Origin of the sequence: Kosakonia sp. LAM2021, assembly GCF_016620385.1 — a bacterium.
GTDB classification, from domain to species: Bacteria; Pseudomonadota; Gammaproteobacteria; order Enterobacterales; family Enterobacteriaceae; genus Kosakonia; species Kosakonia sacchari.
In genome coordinates, this window is the sequence record NZ_JAENHT010000001.1 from 300,188 (window position 1) to 321,016 (window position 20,829).

Below are 20,829 nucleotides of genomic sequence, written 5' to 3' on the forward strand. Positions count from 1 at the left end.
GAAATCGCCTTTGCGGTGGTAAGGCGTTCTAGCTTACCACCGCCAGTGACGTACGGATGCCACGAAAATTAGGAGGGAACCACATCTCCCAGCGCCTCTTCCAGATCGTACCAGCGGAAGGCAAAACCGGCGGCTTCGAGGCGTTTTGGCAGCGCGCGTTGACCGCCAAGCACCAGCACAGAGGATTCGCCCATCATCAGGCGCACCGCAAACGCCGGCGCGCGCATGATAGCCGGACGGTGCAGCACATGACCGAGCGTATGTGAGAACTGCTCATTACGAACCGGGTAGGGCGACACCATGTTGAATGGCCCGCGCAGGTCGTTATCCAGCAGCCAGAGAATGCCGTTGACCATATCATCGATATGGATCCACGCCAGATATTGGCGGCCATCGCCTATTGGGCCGCCAAGGCCAAGACGAAACAGCGGCAACAGCTTGCCGAGAATGCCCCCTTTCGGTGCGAGCACCACGCCGGTGCGTAGCAGGCAAACCCGGGTGCGATCGCTTTGCGCTTCACAGGCGATTTGCTCCCAGCGGGCGCACAACTTATGGGTGAATTCGTTATGCGGCGGCTCTTCCTCAGTCACCACGACCTCACCGAGATCGCCATAGTAACCGGCGGCTGAACCGGAGATCAGCACTTGCGGCGGTGTGTCGCTGGCGTTGATCAGATCCGCAATCTGCTGGGTTATCTGCCAGCGGCTGTTGCACAGACGCTGTTTTTGTTCCTCGCTCCAGCGCTTATCGGCAATGGGTTCACCGGCCAGATTGATCACCGCATCGACATCATTCAGGTTGCTTAGCTCATTTAGCCCTTTTAACAGGCTGACGCGCGCATCAAGCAACTGTTGTGCTTTGGCGGGGTTGCGCGTCACCACGGTCACACTGTGTTTTAACTCCAGCAGGCGGGGGATAAGATGACGACCAATCAGGCCAGTTCCGCCGGTAATCAGTATCTTCATGCTTCCCTCCAGGGTATGTGTGCCTTTCCTCAGCATATGTGACTCAGCAAAACCCGCATGCGATGGCGGGCACATTTTGCATCAAATTTTTCAGCAATGTGAAGAGGTTACCCGCAATACTTACGCTTGTTGCGCCTTCTGTAGCGCCCGCTCGGTCGCTGGACGTGTACGAATACGCTCGAACCAGTTAAATACCGCCGGATAATCCTCCAGATCGACGCGCTGGCGCGAGTGGGCATTGATCCACGGCCAGGCGGCAATATCGGCAATGCTGTAATGCTCGCCTGCCAGCCACGGTACGCGTTCAAGACGTTTATTCAGCACCTGATACAAACGCTGGGTTTCTACCTGGTAGCGCTCAATAGCGTAGGGCACCGGCTGCGGCGCAAAGTGGTTAAAGTGGTGGTTCTGTCCGAGCATCGGCCCCAACCCGCCGACCTGCCAGAACAGCCATTGCAGCGTAAGATGGCGCTCACGGAGCTCACCGCTGAGCAATTTCCCTGTTTTTTCGGCCAGATAAAGCAGGATCGCCCCGGATTCGAACACGCTAAGCGGCGCGCCGCCATCGGCGGGAAGATGGTCGACAATGGCCGGGATTTTGTTGTTAGGGGAGATGGAGAGAAAGTCGGAGCGAAACTGATCGCCTTTACTGATATCCACACGGATCAGGCGATATTCCAGCTCCGCCTCTTCCAGAAAAAGCGTTATTTTATGACCGTTTGGTGTAGGCGCAAAATAGAGGTCTATCATCAAAGCTCCCGTGAAGCGGAAAAGAAACGTCTGAGTTTGAGTATAGGTGTTACCTCTGATGCGTGAACTTTCATCAAGTGACAGGGCGCACAGGACGTTATATTTTGAAGAAAAATCCCAACTACTGAACGAGGATGTTATGAGCGAACCGGCTATCACCTTATGGTCTGACGCAGAGTATTTTTCCCCGTATGTGCTGTCGGCCTATGTCGCACTACATGAAAAAGGGCTGCCCTTTACCCTCAAAACCGTCGATCTCGATAGTGGTGCGCAACGTGCACCCGATTGGCCGGGTTTCAGCCTGACGCAACGTGTGCCGGTGCTGGAGATTGAAGGGTTTGAGCTCAGTGAATCCACGGCGATTGATGAATATCTGGAGGAGCGCTTTGCCCCGCCGGAGTGGGAACGTATTTATCCTCTTGATCTGCAAAAACGTGCGCGCGCCCGGCAAATTCAGGCCTGGCTGCGTAGCGATTTAATGCCTATCCGCGAAGAGCGTTCGACCACGGTAGTGTTTGCCGGCGCCAAAAAAGCGCCGCTCAGTGCTGCCGGGCAGGCGAGTGCAGCCAAGCTGTTCGCGATCGCCGGTGAGTTGCTGGCGCACGATAAACCGAATCTGTTTGGCGAATGGTGCATCGCTGATGTTGACCTGGCGTTGATGCTGAACCGGCTCGTGTTGAACGGCGACAGCGTGCCGGAGCGGCTGGCGGATTACGCCACCTTCCAGTGGCAACGCTCATCGGTCCAGCGCTTTGTTGCACTTTCCGCTAAGCGCGCGGGCTGATAAGCCCGGCAACTTCCGTTATTATGGGGCGTTTTCTTCCACATGAGGTGCAGTGATGAAACTGATGTTTGCATCGGATATTCATGGGTCGTTGCCCGCGACGGAACGCGTACTGGAAAGGTTCGCGCAAAGTGATGCCCGCTGGCTGGTGATCCTTGGCGATGTGCTGAATCATGGCCCGCGCAATGCCTTACCCGAAGGCTATGCGCCAGCGCAGGTTGCGGAGCGTTTGAACGAACAGGCCAGCCGGATTATTGCCGTGCGCGGCAACTGCGACAGTGAAGTGGATCAGATGCTGCTGAAGTTTCCGATTACCGCGCCCTGGCAGCAGGTTTTACTGCCTGAACGCCGCCTGTTTTTGACACACGGCCACCTCTTTGGCCCGGATGACGAGCCGTCGCTGGCGGCGGGCGATGTGCTGGTCTATGGTCATACGCATATTCCGGTTGCTGAGAAGCGAGGTGATATTTTCCACTTCAACCCCGGCTCGGTCAGTATTCCAAAAGGCGGATTCGCGGCCAGCTACGGCATGCTGGAAGAGGACGTATTGCGCGTTATCACACTTAATGATCAGCGGGTTATTGCGCAGGTCACGATTAATCCGTAAGTTACCTTTCAACCGAAACGCGCCAACAGAGCGCCCTAAAGAGAAGATTTCCCGATGGTGGAACAGAGTCATTTTGCAGGCATGGAGTGGGTGGATATTGTCAATGAAGACAATGAGGTGATCGCGCAGGCCAGCCGGCAGCAAATGCGGGCGCAATGTCTGCGTCACCGCGCAACCTACATTGTGGTGCATGATGGGATGGGCAAAGTGCTGGTGCAGCGTCGCACAGAGATCAAAGATTTTATGCCCGGTATGCTGGATGCCACCGCCGGTGGTGTGGTGCAAGCAGGAGAAAACCTGCTGGATTCCGCGCGCCGCGAAGCGGAAGAAGAGTTAGGTATTGCGGGTGTGCCGTTTGCCGAGCATGGCCAGTTTTATTTTGAAGACGAACACTGTCGGGTCTGGGGCGGGCTGTTTAGCTGCGTTTCCCACGGGCCGTTCGCATTGCAGGAAGAAGAAGTTAGCGAAGTATGCTGGATGACGCCGGAAGAGATCACTGCGCGCTGCGACGAGTTCACCAATGATTCGTTAAAAGCGCTGGCACTGTGGATGACACGCAATGCCAGTAATGATGCGGTAGCGATGCAGGAAGCAGAGTAATCAGCTTTTCTGTCGCAGGCAAAACACCGACATTATCGGTGTTTTGTTTTTTATGTCCTGACAGTCGATATGGCCGCGCAAGCATAGAGCTGCTTTCACAGAAGCGGCCCCTGAAAGCCATGTCGAAACGTCTACAGAGAAGCACCTGTCGCGTTGTGAGATTTCACTCCTGGTAATAAGGCGAGCCAAAATCTGCTTCGCTTGCCAACAAAACATGATTTTCTGTCAGAAATAAAAAAGGCGACCGGATGGTCGCCTTTTTATTGCCGGTTAAAGCAGATTACTGCTGTGAAGCCTGGATCGCGGTCAGTGCGATGGTGTAGACGATATCGTCTACCAGCGCGCCACGGGACAGGTCGTTAACCGGTTTGCGCATGCCCTGCAGCATCGGCCCGATGGAGATCAGGTCGGCAGAACGCTGTACCGCTTTGTAGGTGGTGTTACCGGTGTTCAGATCCGGGAAGATGAACACGGTAGCACGACCTGCAACCGGCGAGTTCGGCGCTTTGGATTTTGCAACGTCAGCCATAACGGCGGCGTCGTACTGCAACGGGCCGTCGATTACCAGGTCAGGACGTTTTTCCTGCGCCAGACGCGTTGCTTCACGCACTTTCTCTACATCGCTACCCGCGCCGGAGTTACCGGTGGAGTAGGAGAGCATTGCCACGCGCGGTTCGATACCGAACGCGATAGCGGAATCCGCAGACTGAATCGCGATTTCTGCCAGTTGTTCAGCGGTCGGATCCGGGTTGATGGCGCAGTCACCGTACACATAAACCTGTTCCGGCAGCAGCATAAAGAACACGGAGGAAACCAGTGAGCTGCCCGGTGCGGTTTTGATCAACTGCAGCGGCGGGCGGATGGTGTTCGCGGTGGTGTGCACAGCACCGGAAACCAGACCGTCAACTTCGTCCTGTTCCAGCATCAGCGTGCCGAGAACCACGTTGTCTTCCAGCTGTTCGCGGGCGACGGCTTCGGTCATGCCCTTGCTCTTACGCAGCTCCACCAGGCGAGCAACGTAGCTTTCACGCACTACGTCCGGATCGACGATTTCAATCCCGGTGCCCAGCTCAACGCCTTGCGCAGCGGCAACGCGGTTGATCTCGTCCGGGTTACCCAGCAGGATACAGGTCGCGATACCACGTTCAGCACAGATAGCGGCAGCCTTCACGGTACGCGGTTCGTCGCCCTCCGGCAGAACAACGCGTTTGCCCGCTTTACGCGCCAGCTCAGTCAACTGGTAACGGAAGGCCGGCGGAGAGAGACGACGGCTGCGTTCGGAGGTCGCGGTCAGAGAATCGATCCACTGGGCATTGATGTAGCCAGCCACGTATTCCTGAACGTTTTCGATACGCTCGTTATCATCAACCGGAACTTCCAGGTTGAAGCTCTGCAGGCTCAGAGAGGTCTGCCAGGTGTTGGTATTCACCATAAATACCGGCAGGCCGGTGGCGAATGCACGTTCACACAGTTTGCGCACGCTGGCGTCCATTTCGTAACCGCCAGTCAGCAGCAGCGCACCGATTTCCACGCCGTTCATCGCGGCAAGGCAAGCAGCAACCAGCACGTCCGGACGATCTGCGGAGGTCACCAGCAGTGAACCCGGGCGAAAGTGTTCCAGCATGTGCGGAATGCTGCGCGCGCAGAAGGTCACAGATTTCACGCGGCGGGTTTTGATATCACCTTCGTTAACAATGGTCGCATTCAGGTGGCGGGCCATGTCGATTGCGCGGGTAGCAATCAGATCGAAGCTCCACGGCACAGCGCCCAGCACCGGCAGCGGGCTGGCTTCTTGCAGTTTAGCCGGATCGATATGAACCACTTTTGCTTTGGACGAGTCATCAAAAATTTCTGACAGGTCAGGGCGGGTACGGCCTTGTTCATCAACCGGTGCGTTCAGTTTATTAACGATAACGCCAGTGATGTTGGTGTTTTTCGTGCCACCGAAGCTGTTGCGGGTCAGTTCGATACGCTCTTTCAACTGCTCCGGCGTGTCGGTGCCCTGAGACATGACAAACACGATTTCTGCGTTCAGCGTTTTCGCGATTTCAAAGTTCAGCGACTGCGCGAACTGATGTTTACGCGTCGGAACCAGGCCTTCAACCAGCACCACTTCAGCGTCTTTGCTGCTTTCGTGGTAACGGGCGATGATCTCTTCCATCAGCACGTCTTTCTGGTTGCTGGAGAGCAGCGACTCAACGTGGCTCATTTTCAGCGGTTCTGCTGCAGTCAGGCCAGAGTTGGCACGCACGATAGTGGTGGTCTGGTCCGGCGCATCGCCACCGGCGCGCGGCTGGGCAATCGGTTTAAAGACGCTCAGACGAACGCCTTTGCGTTCCATAGCACGGATAACGCCAAGGCTGACGCTGGTCAGGCCGACGCTGGTTCCGGTAGGGATCAGCATAATAATACGGGACACGGTTAATCCTCTTTCGTTACCGTCTTGCGAGACGGGTTACAAAACAGCACCGCCAGCGTGGGCTGGCGGTGTGTGGAATCAGGCAGTCAGGCGGCTCGCGTCTTGCGCGATGACCAGCTCTTCGTTTGTCGGGATAACGACAGCCGGGCGGGTGCCTTCTTTGTTGATAAAGCCAGACTTACCAAAACGGGCAGCCAGGTTACGTTCGTGATCAACTTCAAAGCCGAGAACGCCCAGTTTGCCCAGAGACAGCTCACGTACCATGGCGGCGTTTTCACCGATACCGCCGGTGAAGACAACCGCGTCCAGACGACCGTCCATCAGCGCAGTGTAAGAGCCGATGTACTTCGCCAGACGGTGGCAGTAAACGTCCATTGCGCGTTTCGCGTCTTCTTTATCTTTGTAGTTGTCTTCTACATAACGGCAGTCGCTGGTGACTTCGGTCAGACCCAGCAGGCCAGACTCTTTGGTCAGCATTTTGTTGATAGCTTCAACGCTCATGCCCAGGGTGTCATGCAGATGGAAAATGATAGCCGGGTCGATATCACCAGAACGGGTACCCATTACCAGGCCTTCCAGCGGGGTCAGACCCATGGAAGTATCAACGCATTTGCCGTTGCGGATAGCGGAAACAGAACCACCATTGCCCAGGTGGCAGGTGATGATGTTCAGCTCTTCAACCGGTTTGTTCAGGACTTTGGCTGCTTCCTGAGTCACATAGAAGTGGCTGGTGCCGTGTGCGCCGTAGCGACGAACGCCATGCTCTTTGTACAATTTGTACGGCAGCGCATACAGGTAGGATTCTTCCGGCATAGTGGTGTGGAACGCAGTGTCGAACACCGCCACGTTTTTGTCTTTCAGCTTAGGGAAGGATTTCAGCGCTTCGGCAATACCGATCAGATGAGCCGGGTTGTGCAGCGGTGCGAAAGAGGCTGCATCTTTGATGCCCTGAATAACGGATTCGTCGATAACCACAGAGCTGGTGTATTTTTCGCCACCGTGCACGATGCGGTGACCGATTGCGGTCAGCTGTGCAGACAGTTCTGGTTTTTGTGCCAGAATAGTGTTAACGATAAAGTTCAGCGCTTCGCTGTGAGCGGCACCTGCACCTAAAGCCGCTTCTTGTTTACCGCCATCAATTTTCCACTTGATGCGCGCTTCAGGAAGGTGGAAACATTCGGCTAAACCAGAAAGGTACTCGTCACCATTAACTGCATCGATGATTGCGAATTTCAGTGAGGAGCTACCGCAGTTCAGAACCAGTACTAACTTACTCGACATGGAAGTACCTATTTATGATACGTGGCTAAAAAAGGTCAGTGAGTCGCACAGCGTAGCGCAGGTGGATACTGACAATTATGATTAACATCATGCCGGGTTTACTTTCTGGCATGATGAGAAGAATACATAAAATTTTAAGCTATTTTGCGCAAATTTCAGGCAGTGGCATAATGAGCTTAAATTTGACGATTTAAAGATATTCGTCTAATGAACCGGTCAAGGCCGCCACAGGATACCTGATACCAGGTGGGATTGACAAAAAATTTTAACGTTGTCATTCACAGTTGTTGTTTTGCACAAATTTTTTAATTTTTATATGTGAAGTTGAGGTAAACCATGTCCACTTCAGAGAATCGACCCGTCACTTTTTTTAGTTTGTTTCGTCGGGGTCAGCACTATGCGAAGACCTGGCCTATGGAAAAACGCCTCGCTCCGATGTTCGTTGAAAACCGCGTAATCCGCGCAATGCGCTATGCCACGCGCTTTATGCCGCCGGTGGCGGTATTTACTCTCTGTTGGCAAATTGCGCTCGGCGGCCAGCTTGGACCCGCGGTGGCTACCGCGCTGTTTGCGCTGAGCTTGCCGATGCAAGGGCTATGGTGGCTGGGTAAGCGCTCCGTGACGCCGCTACCGCCGTCGATTCTGCACTGGTTTTATGAAGTGCGCGGTAAGTTGCAAGAAGCGGGTCAGGCGCTGGCACCTGTAGAGGGTAAGCCTGATTATCAGGCGCTGGCCGACACGCTTAAGCGTGCTTTTAAACAGCTCGATAAAACATTTCTTGATGATTTGTGAGTTCGAGCAAGTTTCGCCATCTCTATAAAAGAAGGCATTTTTGCGATGTCTTCTTTTTTATTTTTCATCGTGTTCTACCCAAAACCCCCGGCAAATCAAAAAAGCCGTCTTTTTCAGCAGGTAAACTCAAGGCATCTTTTTTAATGCGCCGATGTGCCACAGGAGTCGAAAGATGGAAATGACCAATGCCCAACGTCTGATCTTATCCAACCAGTACAAAATGATGACCATGATGGATCCGGCTAATGCGGAGCGCTATCGCCGTTTGCAAACTATTATTGAGCGCGGATATGGCCTGCAAATGCGCGAGTTGGATCGTGAGTTCGGCGAGTTAAAAGAAGAGACCTGTCGCACTGTTATCGACATTATGGAGATGTACCACGCACTGCATGTTTCCTGGGCCAACCTGAAAGACACCAGTGCCATTGATGAGCGCCGCGTGACTTTCCTCGGCTTTGACGCCGCAACGGAAGCGCGTTACCTCGGCTACGTGCGTTTCATGGTGAACATCGAAGGCCGCTATACCCATTTTGACGCGGGTACCCACGGCTTTAACGCGCAAACCCCAATGTGGGAAAAATATCAGCGCATGCTGGGCGTGTGGCACTCCTGCCCGCGTCAGTACCACCTGAGCAGTAACGAAATTAATCAGATTATCAACGCCTGAGGAGGTGAGTGTGCAGTGTAAAGGATTTCTGTTTGACCTGGATGGCACCCTGGTGAATTCGCTGCCCGCCGTGGAGCGGGCATGGTGTAACTGGGCTGATCGATTTGGTATCGCGCATGATGAAGTACTGAATTTTATCCATGGCAAACAGGCGATTACCTCGCTGCGGCATTTCTTACCGGGCAAGTCTGAAGCAGTGATTGCGGCTGAATTTACCTGGCTTGAACAGATTGAAGCGGCAGACACTGATGGCATTACCGCGCTACCAGGCGCGATTGCGCTGCTTCAGCATTTAGATGAGTCAGGCATTCCGTGGGCCATTGTCACTTCCGGGTCGGTGCCTGTCGCTCACGCGCGTCATCGTGCGACCGGCTTGCCGACGCCGAAAGTGTTTGTCACCGCCGAGCAAGTCACACGCGGCAAACCTGAACCTGATGCTTATCTCCTCGGCGCGCAACTGCTGGGACTTTCACCGCAAGAGTGCGTGGTGGTGGAAGATGCGCCGGCGGGTGTCCTTTCCGGCCTTGCCGCAGGTTGCCATGTGATTGCGGTAAATGTTCCGGTAGATGCGCCCCGGCTTGATGAAGTTGATTTCCGGCTCACCACGCTTGAAACGCTTGATGTCGCAAAACGGCCGGACGGCCTGGTGAATGTCACGCTAAAGGCCTGATCCCATGATTTAACCCCACTTTCGTGGGGTTTTTTATGGCACTATTTCTCCACTATCAACTGACAAGGATACGTTGTGAACGGTGAACTTATCTGGGTACTGTGTCTGCTGGGCATCGCGGTGGTGCTTTTTGCAACGGGCAAAGTGCGTATGGATGCTGTTGCGCTGTTTGTTATTGTTGCCTTTGTTCTCAGTGGAACGCTGACGCTTTCCGAAGCGTTTTCTGGTTTTAGCGATCCGAACGTCGTGTTAATCGCCGCCCTGTTTATCATCGGCGATGGCCTGGTGCGCACCGGCGTAGCGACGAATATGGGGGCGTGGCTGGTCAACATGGCGGGCAGCAGCGAAATCAAAATGCTGGTGCTGTTGATGGTTACCGTTGCCGGGCTTGGCGCATTTATGAGTTCGACCGGCGTGGTGGCTATCTTCATCCCGGTAGTGCTCAGTGTGTCAATGCGTATGCAGATTTCGCCGTCACGGCTGATGATGCCGCTCAGCTTCGCTGGCCTTATTAGTGGCATGATGACGCTGGTAGCGACGCCGCCAAATCTTGTCGTTAACAGCGAATTGCTACGCGAAGGCTTTAGCGGGTTCAGCTTTTTTAGCGTGACGCCTTTGGGGCTGGTGATTTTGCTGCTTGGCATCATTTATATGCTGTTGATGCGTTTCACGTTGAAAGGGGAGAATGACGATACCGCGCGTGAAAGCTGGAAACGCCGCAGTTTTCGCGATCTTATTAAGGAGTATCGTCTGGCCGGGCGCGCGCGCCGTCTGGCGATTCGCCCCGGTTCGCCAATGATTGGGCAGCGCCTGGATGATTTACAGCTGCGCGAACGGTATGGCGCCAACATTATCGGTGTTGAGCGCTGGCGACATTTCCGGCGTGTCATTGTTAACGTTAATGGGGTGTCCGAATTTCGTGCCCGCGATGTGCTGCTGATTGATATGTCTGCCGCCGAAGTAGACTTGCGCCAGTTTTGCGCTGAACAACTGCTTGAGCCGATGATCCTGCGCGGTGAGTATTTTTCCGACCAGGCGCTGGATGTTGGGATGGCGGAGGTGTCGTTGATCCCCGATTCGGAATTGATTGGTAAAACAGTGCGGGAAATCGGTTTTCGCACCCGCTACGGTCTTAACGTTGTTGGTCTGAAACGCAACGGCGAGGCGCTGGAAGGTGCGGTGACGGATGAAACGTTACAACTGGGCGACGTTTTTTTGGTGGTCGGGAACTGGAAACTCATCAGCCAGCTTGGTTCGCACGGGCGCGACTTTGTGGTGCTCAACTTGCCGGTAGAAGAGAGCGCCGCATCCCCGGCGCACAGTCAGGCGGCACATGCCATTTTCTGTCTGGTATTGATGGTTGCTTTGATGCTGACCGATGAAATTCCCAACCCTGTTGCCGCGATCATTGCTTGTATGCTGATGGGCAAGTTTCGCTGTATTGATGCAGAAAGTGCGTATAAAGCGATCCACTGGCCGAGCGTTATTTTGATTGTCGGCATGATGCCGTTCGCGTTGGCGTTGCAAAAAACCGGCGGTGTGGATCTGGTGGTGAAAGGGTTGATGGATTTGGGCGGCGGCTACGGTCCGCACCTGATGCTGATATGTTTGTTCGTGATGTGCGCCACGATTGGTTTATTTATCTCTAACACTGCGACCGCGGTATTGATGGCGCCGATTGCCCTGGCGGCGGCGAAATCGATGGGTGTTTCGCCTTACCCGTTCGCAATGGTCGTGGCGATGGCGGCCTCGGCTGCGTTTATGACGCCCGTTTCCTCACCGGTGAATACGCTGGTTTTAGGGCCAGGTAACTATCGATTTAGTGATTTCGTAAAAATCGGTGTGCCGTTCACGTTGTTGGTGATGGTGGTCTGCACACTATTAATTCCGGTGCTGTTCCCGTTTTGACATGACCGGGCTGTTAGCCCGGCATGTTCAGTTACAGCGGTGAATCCTGGCTGATTTCATCCAGCGACAAATGAAAGCTCGGCACAAACACCTGCATAAAATAATCCATTTCCGGGCTGCGGCGCGCATCAAGTGTTTTTTCCAGCCGTGATTTAGCCAGCAAGAATTCATTGTTGCCGGCGGAGAGCTCTTCCAGACATTTCAGATAAGCGCACAGGGCATCTGCCTGCTTCACGATCGATTTTTCTTCTGCGGTGTAGTGATGTTCATCGATCAGCGGCGCAAAAATATCGCGCAGTTCTTCCGGCACCATCTCGACCAGTTTTTGCTGGGCGATCTTCTCGATGGCTTTATATTCCTGGGCGATCTGCGAGTTGAAGTATTTTACCGGCGTTGGTAAATCACCGGTCAGCACTTCCGATGCATCGTGGTACATCGCCAGCAGCGCGATGCGTTCAGCATTGACCTGGCCTGCGAATTTACGGTTTTTAATTGCCGCCAGCGCGTGGGCGACCATCGCCACTTGCAGGCTATGTTCGGAGACATTCTCCGTACGCACATTGCGCATCAGAGGCCAGCGATTGATAAGTTTAAGGCGGGAAAGGTGGGCGAAAAAGTGGCTCTGACTCATGGTTAACCTTGTCTGTGACTGCGACCTGAGTCATTGTGCGCAGAGTGTGGGGGAAGATGCAAATCCTCCCCCCGGAATGCTTACTGGTGGTAACCCGAGAGGAAACGACCAAAACGGGTAATCGCCATTTCCAGATCGTCTTCGCGCGGCAACGTCACAATTCGCACGTGATCGGGCCATGGCCAGTTAAACGCAGAACCTTGTACCAGCAGTACTTTTTCCTGTAACAGGAAATCGAGCACCATTTTCTGATCGTCATGAATATTGAAGCGCTTTGCGTCGATTTTCGGGAACATATACAGCGCGCCGCTTGGTTTCACGCAAGAAACACCCGGGATCTCATTGATCAGCTCCCACGCGCGATTACGCTGCTCATACAGACGTCCACCAGGAACAATAAATTCACTAATGCTCTGGTAGCCGCCGAGCGCAGTCTGAATCGCGTGTTGTGCCGGAACGTTGGCGCACAGACGCATCGATGCCAGCATCTCAAGCCCTTCAATGTAGCCTTTCGCGTGCTTTTTCGGCCCGCTCAACACCATCCAGCCCTGGCGGAAACCCGCGACCCGGTAGGTTTTCGACAATCCGTTAAAGGTGATAGTGAACAGATCCGGCGCGAGTGCGGCAATGGAGTGATGCTGCGCTTCGTCGTAAAGAATTTTGTCGTAGATTTCATCTGCAAAGATGATGAGGTTGTGCTGACGCGCGATCTCAACGATTTCCAGCAGCAGCTCTTTTGAGTAAACCGCGCCGGTTGGGTTGTTTGGGTTGATAATGACAATCCCGCGCGTACGCGGCGTAATTTTGGCGCGAATATCGTCGAGATCGGGAAACCAGCCTGCCGACTCATCACATAAATAGTGCACCGCTTTCCCGCCGGAGAGCGAGACTGCAGCGGTCCACAGCGGGTAATCCGGTGCGGGCACCAGCATTTCGTCACCGCTGTTAAGCAACGCCTGCATCGACTGCACGATCAATTCGGAAACACCGTTGCCAATATAGATGTCTTCCACAGTGATTTCGCGCATGCCGCGTGCCTGGTAGTGCTGCATGATGGCTTTGCGCGCGGAATAAAGCCCTTTGGAGTCGCAGTAACCTTGCGCGCTGGGCAGGTTGCGGATCACATCAACCAGAATTTCATCCGGTGCCTCGAAGCCGAAAGGGGCTGGGTTGCCGATGTTGAGTTTGAGGACCTTGTTGCCTTCTTCTTCAAGACGTTTTGCTTCTTTAAGAACCGGGCCACGGATGTCGTAACAGACGTTATCTAATTTGCTGGATTTTTCGATGGAGGACATGAATCTTTGACCTTTTAGCTAGAATAGCCACTGCCTGCCGTGGAAGTGAGCACGGAACAATGTACTCCCCCGTCCGGCTGTTTTGAAGGGTTTGCAGGAGAAGATTTTGTCTTAATGCCTCTGATGGTTAACGATTTTTTAACTATTTATCGTGCTTTTTGTTTTTCGTTTTTTCCGTTTTTGTTTTTAAATTTGGTTTTTCATGCTGATTTTATTTTTTCAGGTGATATTTTTAACCGTCTAAATGCGTTCGTTTCGTCTCGGTTTGAGGCGACTGTGCTACGGTAGAATTCGCTTCCTGCTCAAAACCAGCGCGATAGATTACCTCCGCAGTCGGCAGGCGAATAGGTGAGTTGGCTGTAAACGCAATGTTAAGCATTATTAATAGTTAGTTCTTCACTTAATTAATAGCTATTTAATATTGAGAATAGGAACGATGACTATCACTAATATTTATAAGATGATGGTGTGGTACAAACCATTTGTTTGCTTAAGATTATTCGCAATAATGCTTATAAATATAAAGGTTTTAGGTTAAACTCGTGGGGCAAGAAATGGAACTGACACCAAAAGCCTTGCTTTAGTTAAGGTTTATTTCTTAATTGTAGTTGATTGTTATTACTCGCTTTTAATTCTGACCAGTTATATAGGCTGGTTCTATATGGCGCAGTGCTATGTATAGCCTATGAACCTTGCACAAACATGTTTTTCTTAAAAGGAATAACGCGCTTTGGCATCTTTTATATATCTAAAAGGAATGGCAGAAGGCGAAATAAAGCCATTCAGTTCAGCTTGCGTTAGACAGCGAACTATAAACACCTGAACGACTGCCAGCTTTACCTGGTTATGATCCCGCTGGATGCACTTTTTAAATGGAATTACTTAATCTTACGAGCACAGCATAAACCCGGGTCACTCCGCGCGAACGACCCGTAAGTGAAAAATTATGATAAATGCAAATCGTCCGATATTGAATCTCGACCTCGATCTGCTGAGAACTTTCGTTGCGGTCGCCGATCTAAACACTTTTGCTGCGGCCGCTGCTGCAGTTTGTCGCACACAATCCGCCGTAAGTCAGCAAATGCAGCGGCTTGAACAATTAGTGGGAAAAGAATTATTTGCCCGTCATGGTCGCAATAAACTCTTAACTGAACATGGTATTCAGTTACTGGGATATGCGCGAAAGATCTTACGTTTCAATGACGAAGCATGCACGTCGTTAATGTTTAGCAATCTTCAGGGCGTCTTAACTATTGGCGCTTCTGACGAGTCCGCAGACACGATTTTACCGTTTTTGCTTAATCGTATTAGCTCGGTATATCCGAAGCTGGCTCTTGATGTGCGCGTGAAACGCAACCCCTTTTCTGACGAACGCGAACAAGAGCACGATGTTGATCTCGTGGTGACGACTCACCGTTCCGCGCAATTTGATTGCCTGACGTTACGCACATCGCCAACGCACTGGTACTGCTCGGCTGAATATGCGTTACAGAAAAGTGAGGCGATACCGTTGGTCTTATTGGATGAGCCCAGCCCATTTCGCGATATGGTCATCAATTCGCTAAATGATGCGGATATCCCCTGGCGCATGGCGTATGTCGCTTCGTCGCTGTCGGCGGTAAAAGCGGCCGTAAAAGCCGGATTAGGTGTGACCGCGCGGCCGGTGGAAATGATGAGCCCTGATTTGCGCGTGCTGGGCAGAGCCGAAGGGCTGCCGCTGTTGCCGGATACGGAATATCTGCTTTGTTATAACCCACAAAGCCGCAACGAGCTGGCACAGGTAATTTTCCAGGCCATGGAACATTATCAAAACCCCTGGCATTACAGCGGCGGTACTCCTGAAGGAGGAGGCGATCCGCTGGTTATAGAAGGGGATTTTAGCTAACATTCCCTGCCAAATCTGGTAACAAAATGTAAGTGCAAAAATGAACCGCTGGCGGCAAAAAAGCGGTTATCGGTTCATTTTACGCACAGATTGTGAATCACAGAAACACCCTTCCTGAAAATTATTCTTTCTTTCAATAATTTAATATCACTCACAGCAAGATCTCCTTTTTTCAACTATAGTCTTTCATGCCTGCTGGTCATGTTAAAAATCAAGGCGGATTGTTGCTGTTTCACTGAATGAATTAACAAAAGCGTGTCTCAGATCAAGAAAATACTCCCGTTGAGGGGGAGGAATCCGGACAAAATCCTGTCAAAATAAGCGGGTAATTAGTGTAAAACCTCGCTACGGACACGATTCAACACTTGGATATTTCTTGTGAATGTTTGAAGCCGTTCAAGAAAACGGCACTAAATGTTAATGAATTGCTGCCGATGTAAACTAATGTGAGGAAACCTTTGTTAAAGTTGACAAAAGGTTATAGAAAGGAGTAAAAACCCACATCGTTTAGCTGTTTTCGCCTTTTACACAGTTAATGTGTGGTTTTTTATTCCTCCCCGTGAATCGATGTGGCGTCATCTGCCAGCAAGAGCAGAGGTAATAACGCTACCTTTTGAGTTAAGCAATGCGTATGTCAACATCCACTGAAATCATCGCTCATCACTGGGCATTCGCTATCTTTCTTATTGTCGCCATTGGCCTGTGTTGCCTGATGCTGATCGGCGGTCGGTTTTTGGGCGGTCGCGCACGCGCGAGGCACAAAAACGTTCCTTTCGAATCGGGTATCGACTCCGTCGGTTCCGCTCGCTTACGTCTATCCGCCAAGTTCTACCTGGTGGCCATGTTCTTCGTCATCTTCGATGTGGAAGCGCTCTATTTATATGCATGGTCAACCTCCATTCGCGAGAGTGGTTGGGTCGGGTTTGTCGAAGCCGCAATTTTTATATTAGTGCTGCTGGCTGGTCTGGTTTATCTGGTGCGTATTGGCGCGCTGGATTGGACGCCCGTGCGTTCGCGCCGTGAGCAAATCAACCCAGAGACTAACAGCTACACTGACAGTCAACGCTAACCGCGAGGCAATAAGATGGATTATACGCTCACCCGCATAGATCCTAACGGTGAGAACGACCGTTACCCCCTGCAGAAACAGGAGATCGTAACCGACCCCCTGGAACAAGAAATTAACCGTAGCGTTTATATGGGCAAACTCGAAAATGCCCTGCACGATATGGTGAACTGGGGACGTAAAAACTCAATTTGGCCATATAATTTTGGCCTGTCGTGCTGTTACGTAGAGATGGTGACATCCTTTACGGCGGTGCACGACGTTGCGCGTTTTGGTGCGGAAGTGCTGCGTGCTTCTCCTCGTCAGGCAGACCTGATGGTGGTGGCGGGCACATGCTTTACCAAAATGGCGCCGGTCATTCAGCGCCTTTACGACCAGATGCTGGAACCTAAGTGGGTTATCTCCATGGGGGCCTGCGCAAACTCTGGCGGTATGTACGACATCTACTCAGTCGTACAAGGCGTCGACAAATTTATCCCGGTGGATGTTTACATCCCTGGCTGCCCGCCGCGTCCTGAAGCTTATATGCAGGCGCTGATGCTGCTGCAGGAGTCGATTGGTAAGGAGCGTCGTCCGCTCTCGTGGGTGGTTGGCGATCAGGGCGTTTATCGCGCCAATATGCAGTCGGAACGCGACCGTAAGCGTGGCGAGCGTATCGCCGTAACCAATCTGCGTACGCCGGACGAGATTTAATTTGCGCCTGTGGGTAATGGAAGAAACTTCGCATTTCAATAATCCAATAACGCGAAGCCATACCCAACAGTCACCACGGACCCTTTGCAATGGTGAACAATATGACCGATTTAACTGCGCAAGAAGCCGCATGGCAGACCCGGGATCATCTGGATGATCCGGTCATTGGCGAATTGCGCAACCGTTTTGGGCCGGATGCCTTTACCGTTCAGGCGACCCGCACCGGGGTACCCGTCGTTTGGGTTAAGCGTGAGCAATTGCTGGAAGTGGTCGATTTCTTAAAGAAATTACCGAAACCGTACGTCATGCTGTTCGATTTGCACGGCATGGACGAACGTCTACGCACACACCGCGCCGGTTTGCCCGCCGCGGATTTTTCCGTTTTCTACCACTTCATTTCCATCGATCGCAACCGCGACATCATGCTGAAAGTGGCGCTGGCTGAAAACGATCTGAATGTGCCGACGCTGACCAAACTTTTCCCGAATGCCAACTGGTATGAGCGTGAAACCTGGGAGATGTTTGGCGTTACCTTTAATGGTCACCCGCACCTGACGCGCATCATGATGCCGCAAACCTGGACGGGTCACCCGCTGCGTAAAGATTACCCGGCGCGCGCAACTGAATTCGATCCATTTGAGCTGACCAAAGCCAAGCAGGATCTGGAAATGGAAGCGTTGACCTTCAAGCCGGAAGACTGGGGCATGAAACGCGGCACCGAAAACGAGGACTTTATGTTCCTCAACCTCGGTCCGAACCACCCCTCTGCGCACGGTGCGTTCCGTATCATCCTGCAGCTGGACGGCGAAGAGATCGTCGACTGCGTGCCGGATATCGGTTACCACCATCGTGGCGCGGAGAAAATGGGTGAGCGCCAGTCCTGGCACAGCTACATTCCTTACACCGACCGTATCGAATATCTCGGCGGTTGCGTAAACGAAATGCCTTACGTGCTGGCGGTGGAAAAACTGGCCGGTATCACCGTGCCGGATCGCGTCAACGTGATCCGCGTGATGCTGTCTGAACTGTTCCGCATCAACAGCCACCTGCTTTATATCTCAACCTTTATTCAGGACGTCGGCGCAATGACGCCGGTGTTCTTCGCCTTTACCGATCGTCAGAAAATCTACGATCTGGTGGAAGCGATCACCGGTTTCCGTATGCACCCGGCCTGGTTCCGCATTGGCGGTGTGGCGCACGATCTGCCGCGTGGTTGGGATCGTCTGCTGCGCGAGTTCCTCGACTGGATGCCAAAACGCCTGGCCTCTTACGAGAAAGCGGCGCTGCGTAACACCATTTTGAAAGGCCGCTCGCAGGGCGTTGCCGCTTACAACGCAAAAGAAGCGCTGGAGTGGGGCACGACCGGTGCAGGTCTGCGTGCGACCGGCATCAATTTTGACGTGCGTAAAGCGCGCCCGTACTCCGGTTACGAGAATTTCGACTTTGAAATCCCGGTTGGCGGTGGCGTAAGTGACTGCTACACCCGAGTGATGCTGAAAGTTGAAGAGCTGCGCCAGAGCCTGCGCATTCTTGAGCAGTGCCTCAACAACATGCCGGAAGGCCCGTTCAAAGCGGATCACCCGCTGACTACGCCGCCGCCGAAAGAGCGCACGCTGCAACATATCGAAACCCTGATTACTCACTTCCTGCAAGTGTCGTGGGGCCCGGTAATGCCGGCCAACGAATCCTTCCAGATGATTGAAGCAACCAAGGGTATTAACAGTTACTACCTGACCAGCGACGGCAGCACCATGAGCTACCGCACCCGCGTTCGTACCCCGAGTTTTGCGCACCTGCAGCAAATCCCGTCGGCCATCCGCGGCAGCCTGGTATCAGACTTGATTGTCTATCTGGGTAGTATCGATTTTGTTATGTCAGATGTGGATCGCTAATTATGCACGAGAATCAACAACCACAAACCGAGGCTTTTGAGCTGAGTGCGGCAGAGCGTGAGGCAATTGAGCACGAGAAGCACCACTACGAAGACCCGCGTGCGGCGTCCATTGAAGCGCTGAAGATCGTTCAGAAACAGCGTGGTTGGGTGCCGGACGGCGCAATTTACGCCATCGCTGATGTGCTGGGTATTCCGGCGAGCGATGTCGAAGGCGTGGCAACATTCTACAGCCAGATCTTCCGCCAGCCGGTTGGCCGCCATGTTATTCGCTATTGCGACAGCGTGGTTTGCCATATCACCGGCTATCAGGGCATTCAATCAGCGATTGAAAGCCACCTGAAGATCAAACCGGGCCAGACAACGTTCGACGGTCGCTTTACGCTGCTGCCGACCTGCTGTCTGGGTAACTGCGATAAAGGCCCGAACATGATGATTGATGAGGACACTCACAGCCATCTGACACCGGACGCGATCCCTGACTTGCTGGAGCGGTATAAATGAAAACAGTTATCCGTACTCCTGAAACGCATCCGCTGACCTGGCGTCTGCGCGATGACAAACAGCCGGTCTGGCTCGAAGAGTACCAGAGCAAAAACGGTTACGCCGGTGCGCGCAAAGCGCTGACCGGCATGGCGCCGGATGAGATTGTCAACGCGGTCAAAGATTCTGGTCTGAAAGGTCGCGGTGGCGCGGGCTTCTCCACGGGGCTGAAGTGGAGCCTGATGCCGAAAGACGAATCCATGAACATCCGTTACCTGCTGTGTAACGCCGATGAAATGGAACCGGGCACCTACAAAGACCGCCTGCTGATGGAGCAACTGCCGCACCTGCTGGTGGAAGGAATGCTGATTTCGGCATTCGCGCTGAAAGCCTACCGTGGCTACATCTTCCTGCGCGGTGAATACATTGAAGCGGCGGTGCATCTGCGCCGCGCGATTGCGGAAGCAACCGAAGCCGGTCTGCTCGGCAAGAACATTCTTGGCAGCGGTTTTGACTTCGAACTGTTCGTGCATACCGGTGCGGGACGTTATATCTGCGGCGAAGAAACGGCGCTGATTAACTCGCTGGAAGGCCGCCGCGCCAACCCGCGTTCCAAACCGCCATTCCCGGCAAGTTCTGGCGCATGGGGCAAACCGACGTGTGTCAACAACGTCGAAACCCTGTGTAACGTCCCGGCTATTCTGGCGAACGGCGTTGAGTGGTATCAGAACATTTCGACCAGCAAAGATGCAGGCACCAAACTGATGGGCTTCTCCGGGCGCGTGAAGAATCCGGGTCTGTGGGAGCTGCCGTTTGGTACCACCGCGCGTGAAATTCTTGAGGATTACGCGGGCGGTATGCGTGATGGCCTGAAATTTAAAGCCTGGCAGCCGGGTGGGGCAGGTACTGACTTCCTGACCGAAGCGCACCTCGACTTGCCGATGGAGTTTGAAAGCATCGGTAAAGCAGGTAGCCGTCTCGGTACAGCGCTGGCGATGGCCGTTGACCATGAAATTGGCATGGTACCGCTGGTGCGTAACCTGGAAGAGTTCTTCGCCCGCGAGTCCTGCGGCTGGTGTACGCCATGTCGCGATGGTCTGCCGTGGAGCGTGAAAATCCTGCGTGCGCTGGAGCGCGGTGAAGGCCAGCCTGGAGATATCGAGACACTTGAGCAACTGTGTCGACAACTCGGGCCGGGTAAAACCTTCTGCGCGCATGCGCCAGGTGCGGTTGAACCGTTACAGAGCGCGATTAAATATTTCCGCGAAGAGTTCGAAGCGGGCATTAAACAGCAATTCAGCAATACCCATGCAATTGGCGGTATCCAGCCAAACTTGCTGAAAGCGCGCTGGTAATGGTTCTCCCTTCATCGTGCAGATGAGGGGAACGCGAACAGAATTTTGATTAACTCTTAGTCGCTGACTGAGACAACTGGAAGCATG

19 protein-coding genes are annotated in these 20,829 nt (G+C 53.1%); 13 read left to right on the plus strand and 6 right to left on the minus strand.

What is annotated here, in order from left to right; genetic code table 11:
• Positions 1-68: 68 nt before the first annotated feature.
• Together JKP81_RS01425 and yfcG are read right to left on the minus strand one after the other, a co-directional pair.
• On the minus strand, positions 69-965 hold the full coding sequence (locus tag JKP81_RS01425) for a TIGR01777 family oxidoreductase (RefSeq protein ID WP_200550331.1): 897 nt from the start codon (positions 963-965) through the stop codon (positions 69-71).
• A gap of 120 nt (positions 966-1,085) precedes the next feature.
• Positions 1,086-1,715, minus strand: coding sequence for a GSH-dependent disulfide bond oxidoreductase (yfcG, locus tag JKP81_RS01430; protein WP_200550332.1), 630 nt, complete (start codon positions 1,713-1,715; stop codon positions 1,086-1,088).
• 139 nt (positions 1,716-1,854) lie between these two features.
• On the opposite strand from yfcG, the gene yfcF reads away from it, so the two are divergent.
• Genes yfcF through yfcD form a run of 3 tightly spaced genes read left to right on the plus strand, consistent with a single transcriptional unit; the run spans position 1,855 to position 3,706 of the window.
• Complete coding sequence (yfcF, locus tag JKP81_RS01435; protein WP_175273382.1) at positions 1,855-2,499, plus strand: glutathione transferase; 645 nt, start codon at positions 1,855-1,857, stop codon at positions 2,497-2,499.
• A gap of 55 nt (positions 2,500-2,554) precedes the next feature.
• Positions 2,555-3,106 carry a phosphodiesterase gene (gene yfcE, locus JKP81_RS01440; protein ID WP_200550333.1) on the plus strand — a complete coding sequence of 184 codons (552 nt, stop codon included), beginning with the start codon at positions 2,555-2,557 and terminating at the stop codon, positions 3,104-3,106.
• Between the two features lie 54 nt (positions 3,107-3,160).
• Positions 3,161-3,706, plus strand: a complete 546-nt coding sequence (gene yfcD, locus JKP81_RS01445; RefSeq protein ID WP_200550334.1) for an NUDIX hydrolase YfcD — start codon at positions 3,161-3,163, stop codon at positions 3,704-3,706.
• A 280-nt stretch (positions 3,707-3,986) separates the two neighbouring features.
• On the opposite strand, the gene pta is transcribed toward yfcD, so the two are convergent.
• Complete coding sequence (pta, locus tag JKP81_RS01450; protein WP_200550335.1) at positions 3,987-6,125, minus strand: phosphate acetyltransferase; 2,139 nt, start codon at positions 6,123-6,125, stop codon at positions 3,987-3,989.
• Between the two features lie 78 nt (positions 6,126-6,203).
• The gene (gene ackA, locus JKP81_RS01455) at positions 6,204-7,406 is read right to left on the minus strand and encodes an acetate kinase (RefSeq protein ID WP_200550336.1); all 1,203 of its coding nucleotides are present in this window, start codon (positions 7,404-7,406) and stop codon (positions 6,204-6,206) included.
• Between the two features lie 336 nt (positions 7,407-7,742).
• On the opposite strand from ackA, the gene yfbV reads away from it, so the two are divergent.
• From yfbV to JKP81_RS01475, 4 genes are all read left to right on the plus strand, one after another.
• On the plus strand, positions 7,743-8,198 hold the full coding sequence (gene yfbV, locus JKP81_RS01460; protein ID WP_044489434.1) for a terminus macrodomain insulation protein YfbV: 456 nt from the start codon (positions 7,743-7,745) through the stop codon (positions 8,196-8,198).
• A 172-nt stretch (positions 8,199-8,370) separates the two neighbouring features.
• Positions 8,371-8,865: a YfbU family protein gene (locus JKP81_RS01465; RefSeq protein WP_200550337.1), complete on the plus strand. Its 495-nt coding sequence runs from the start codon at positions 8,371-8,373 to the stop codon at positions 8,863-8,865.
• A gap of 10 nt (positions 8,866-8,875) precedes the next feature.
• Complete coding sequence (locus JKP81_RS01470) at positions 8,876-9,535, plus strand: sugar phosphatase (RefSeq protein ID WP_200550338.1); 660 nt, start codon at positions 8,876-8,878, stop codon at positions 9,533-9,535.
• A gap of 75 nt (positions 9,536-9,610) precedes the next feature.
• Positions 9,611-11,443: an SLC13 family permease gene (locus tag JKP81_RS01475; protein WP_200550339.1), complete on the plus strand. Its 1,833-nt coding sequence runs from the start codon at positions 9,611-9,613 to the stop codon at positions 11,441-11,443.
• Between the two features lie 31 nt (positions 11,444-11,474).
• Here the strand turns inward: JKP81_RS01475 and yfbR are convergent, their stop codons facing one another.
• Together yfbR and JKP81_RS01485 are read right to left on the minus strand one after the other, a co-directional pair.
• Positions 11,475-12,074, minus strand: a complete 600-nt coding sequence (yfbR, locus tag JKP81_RS01480) for a 5'-deoxynucleotidase (RefSeq protein ID WP_017458602.1) — start codon at positions 12,072-12,074, stop codon at positions 11,475-11,477.
• 80 nt (positions 12,075-12,154) lie between these two features.
• Positions 12,155-13,369, minus strand: coding sequence for a pyridoxal phosphate-dependent aminotransferase (locus tag JKP81_RS01485; RefSeq protein WP_020454530.1), 1,215 nt, complete (start codon positions 13,367-13,369; stop codon positions 12,155-12,157).
• 946 nt (positions 13,370-14,315) lie between these two features.
• On the opposite strand from JKP81_RS01485, the gene lrhA reads away from it, so the two are divergent.
• The 6 genes from lrhA to nuoF all read left to right on the plus strand — a co-directional run bounded on the left by lrhA (position 14,316) and on the right by nuoF (position 20,742).
• Entirely contained in the window at positions 14,316-15,254 is a 939-nt protein-coding gene (gene lrhA / locus JKP81_RS01490; RefSeq protein WP_200550340.1) for a transcriptional regulator LrhA, read from the plus strand.
• Positions 15,255-15,879: 625 nt separating this feature from the next.
• Positions 15,880-16,323 carry an NADH-quinone oxidoreductase subunit NuoA gene (gene nuoA, locus JKP81_RS01495; protein ID WP_017458599.1) on the plus strand — a complete coding sequence of 148 codons (444 nt, stop codon included), beginning with the start codon at positions 15,880-15,882 and terminating at the stop codon, positions 16,321-16,323.
• Between the two features lie 15 nt (positions 16,324-16,338).
• A complete protein-coding gene (nuoB, locus tag JKP81_RS01500) occupies positions 16,339-17,013 on the plus strand; it encodes an NADH-quinone oxidoreductase subunit NuoB (protein WP_007371088.1) in 675 nt (224 codons plus the stop codon).
• A gap of 89 nt (positions 17,014-17,102) precedes the next feature.
• Positions 17,103-18,905, plus strand: coding sequence for an NADH-quinone oxidoreductase subunit C/D (nuoC, locus tag JKP81_RS01505; RefSeq protein ID WP_200550341.1), 1,803 nt, complete (start codon positions 17,103-17,105; stop codon positions 18,903-18,905).
• 2 nt (positions 18,906-18,907) lie between these two features.
• Positions 18,908-19,408: an NADH-quinone oxidoreductase subunit NuoE gene (nuoE, locus tag JKP81_RS01510; RefSeq protein WP_017458597.1), complete on the plus strand. Its 501-nt coding sequence runs from the start codon at positions 18,908-18,910 to the stop codon at positions 19,406-19,408.
• Positions 19,405-20,742 carry an NADH-quinone oxidoreductase subunit NuoF gene (gene nuoF / locus JKP81_RS01515; protein ID WP_017458596.1) on the plus strand — a complete coding sequence of 446 codons (1,338 nt, stop codon included), beginning with the start codon at positions 19,405-19,407 and terminating at the stop codon, positions 20,740-20,742. Before nuoE ends, nuoF begins: the two co-directional genes overlap by 4 nt.
• The last annotated feature ends 87 nt before the right edge of the window (positions 20,743-20,829 follow it).

Excerpts from the sequence above, each read along its gene's own strand:
- JKP81_RS01425 (WP_200550331.1), bottom strand. The coding sequence starts at position 965 with ATGAAGATACTGATTACCGGCGGAACTGGCCTGATTGGTCGTCATCTT.
- yfcG (WP_200550332.1), bottom strand. The coding sequence starts at position 1,715 with ATGATAGACCTCTATTTTGCGCCTACACCAAACGGTCATAAAATAACG.
- yfcF (WP_175273382.1), top strand. The coding sequence starts at position 1,855 with ATGAGCGAACCGGCTATCACCTTATGGTCTGACGCAGAGTATTTTTCC.
- yfcE (WP_200550333.1), top strand. The coding sequence starts at position 2,555 with ATGAAACTGATGTTTGCATCGGATATTCATGGGTCGTTGCCCGCGACG.
- yfcD (WP_200550334.1), top strand. The coding sequence starts at position 3,161 with ATGGTGGAACAGAGTCATTTTGCAGGCATGGAGTGGGTGGATATTGTC.
- ackA (WP_200550336.1), bottom strand. The coding sequence starts at position 7,406 with ATGTCGAGTAAGTTAGTACTGGTTCTGAACTGCGGTAGCTCCTCACTG.
- yfbV (WP_044489434.1), top strand. The coding sequence starts at position 7,743 with ATGTCCACTTCAGAGAATCGACCCGTCACTTTTTTTAGTTTGTTTCGT.
- JKP81_RS01465 (WP_200550337.1), top strand. The coding sequence starts at position 8,371 with ATGGAAATGACCAATGCCCAACGTCTGATCTTATCCAACCAGTACAAA.
- yfbR (WP_017458602.1), bottom strand. The coding sequence starts at position 12,074 with ATGAGTCAGAGCCACTTTTTCGCCCACCTTTCCCGCCTTAAACTTATC.
- JKP81_RS01485 (WP_020454530.1), bottom strand. The coding sequence starts at position 13,369 with ATGTCCTCCATCGAAAAATCCAGCAAATTAGATAACGTCTGTTACGAC.
- lrhA (WP_200550340.1), top strand. The coding sequence starts at position 14,316 with ATGATAAATGCAAATCGTCCGATATTGAATCTCGACCTCGATCTGCTG.
- nuoA (WP_017458599.1), top strand. The coding sequence starts at position 15,880 with ATGCGTATGTCAACATCCACTGAAATCATCGCTCATCACTGGGCATTC.
- nuoB (WP_007371088.1), top strand. The coding sequence starts at position 16,339 with ATGGATTATACGCTCACCCGCATAGATCCTAACGGTGAGAACGACCGT.
- nuoC (WP_200550341.1), top strand. The coding sequence starts at position 17,103 with ATGGTGAACAATATGACCGATTTAACTGCGCAAGAAGCCGCATGGCAG.
- nuoE (WP_017458597.1), top strand. The coding sequence starts at position 18,908 with ATGCACGAGAATCAACAACCACAAACCGAGGCTTTTGAGCTGAGTGCG.
- nuoF (WP_017458596.1), top strand. The coding sequence starts at position 19,405 with ATGAAAACAGTTATCCGTACTCCTGAAACGCATCCGCTGACCTGGCGT.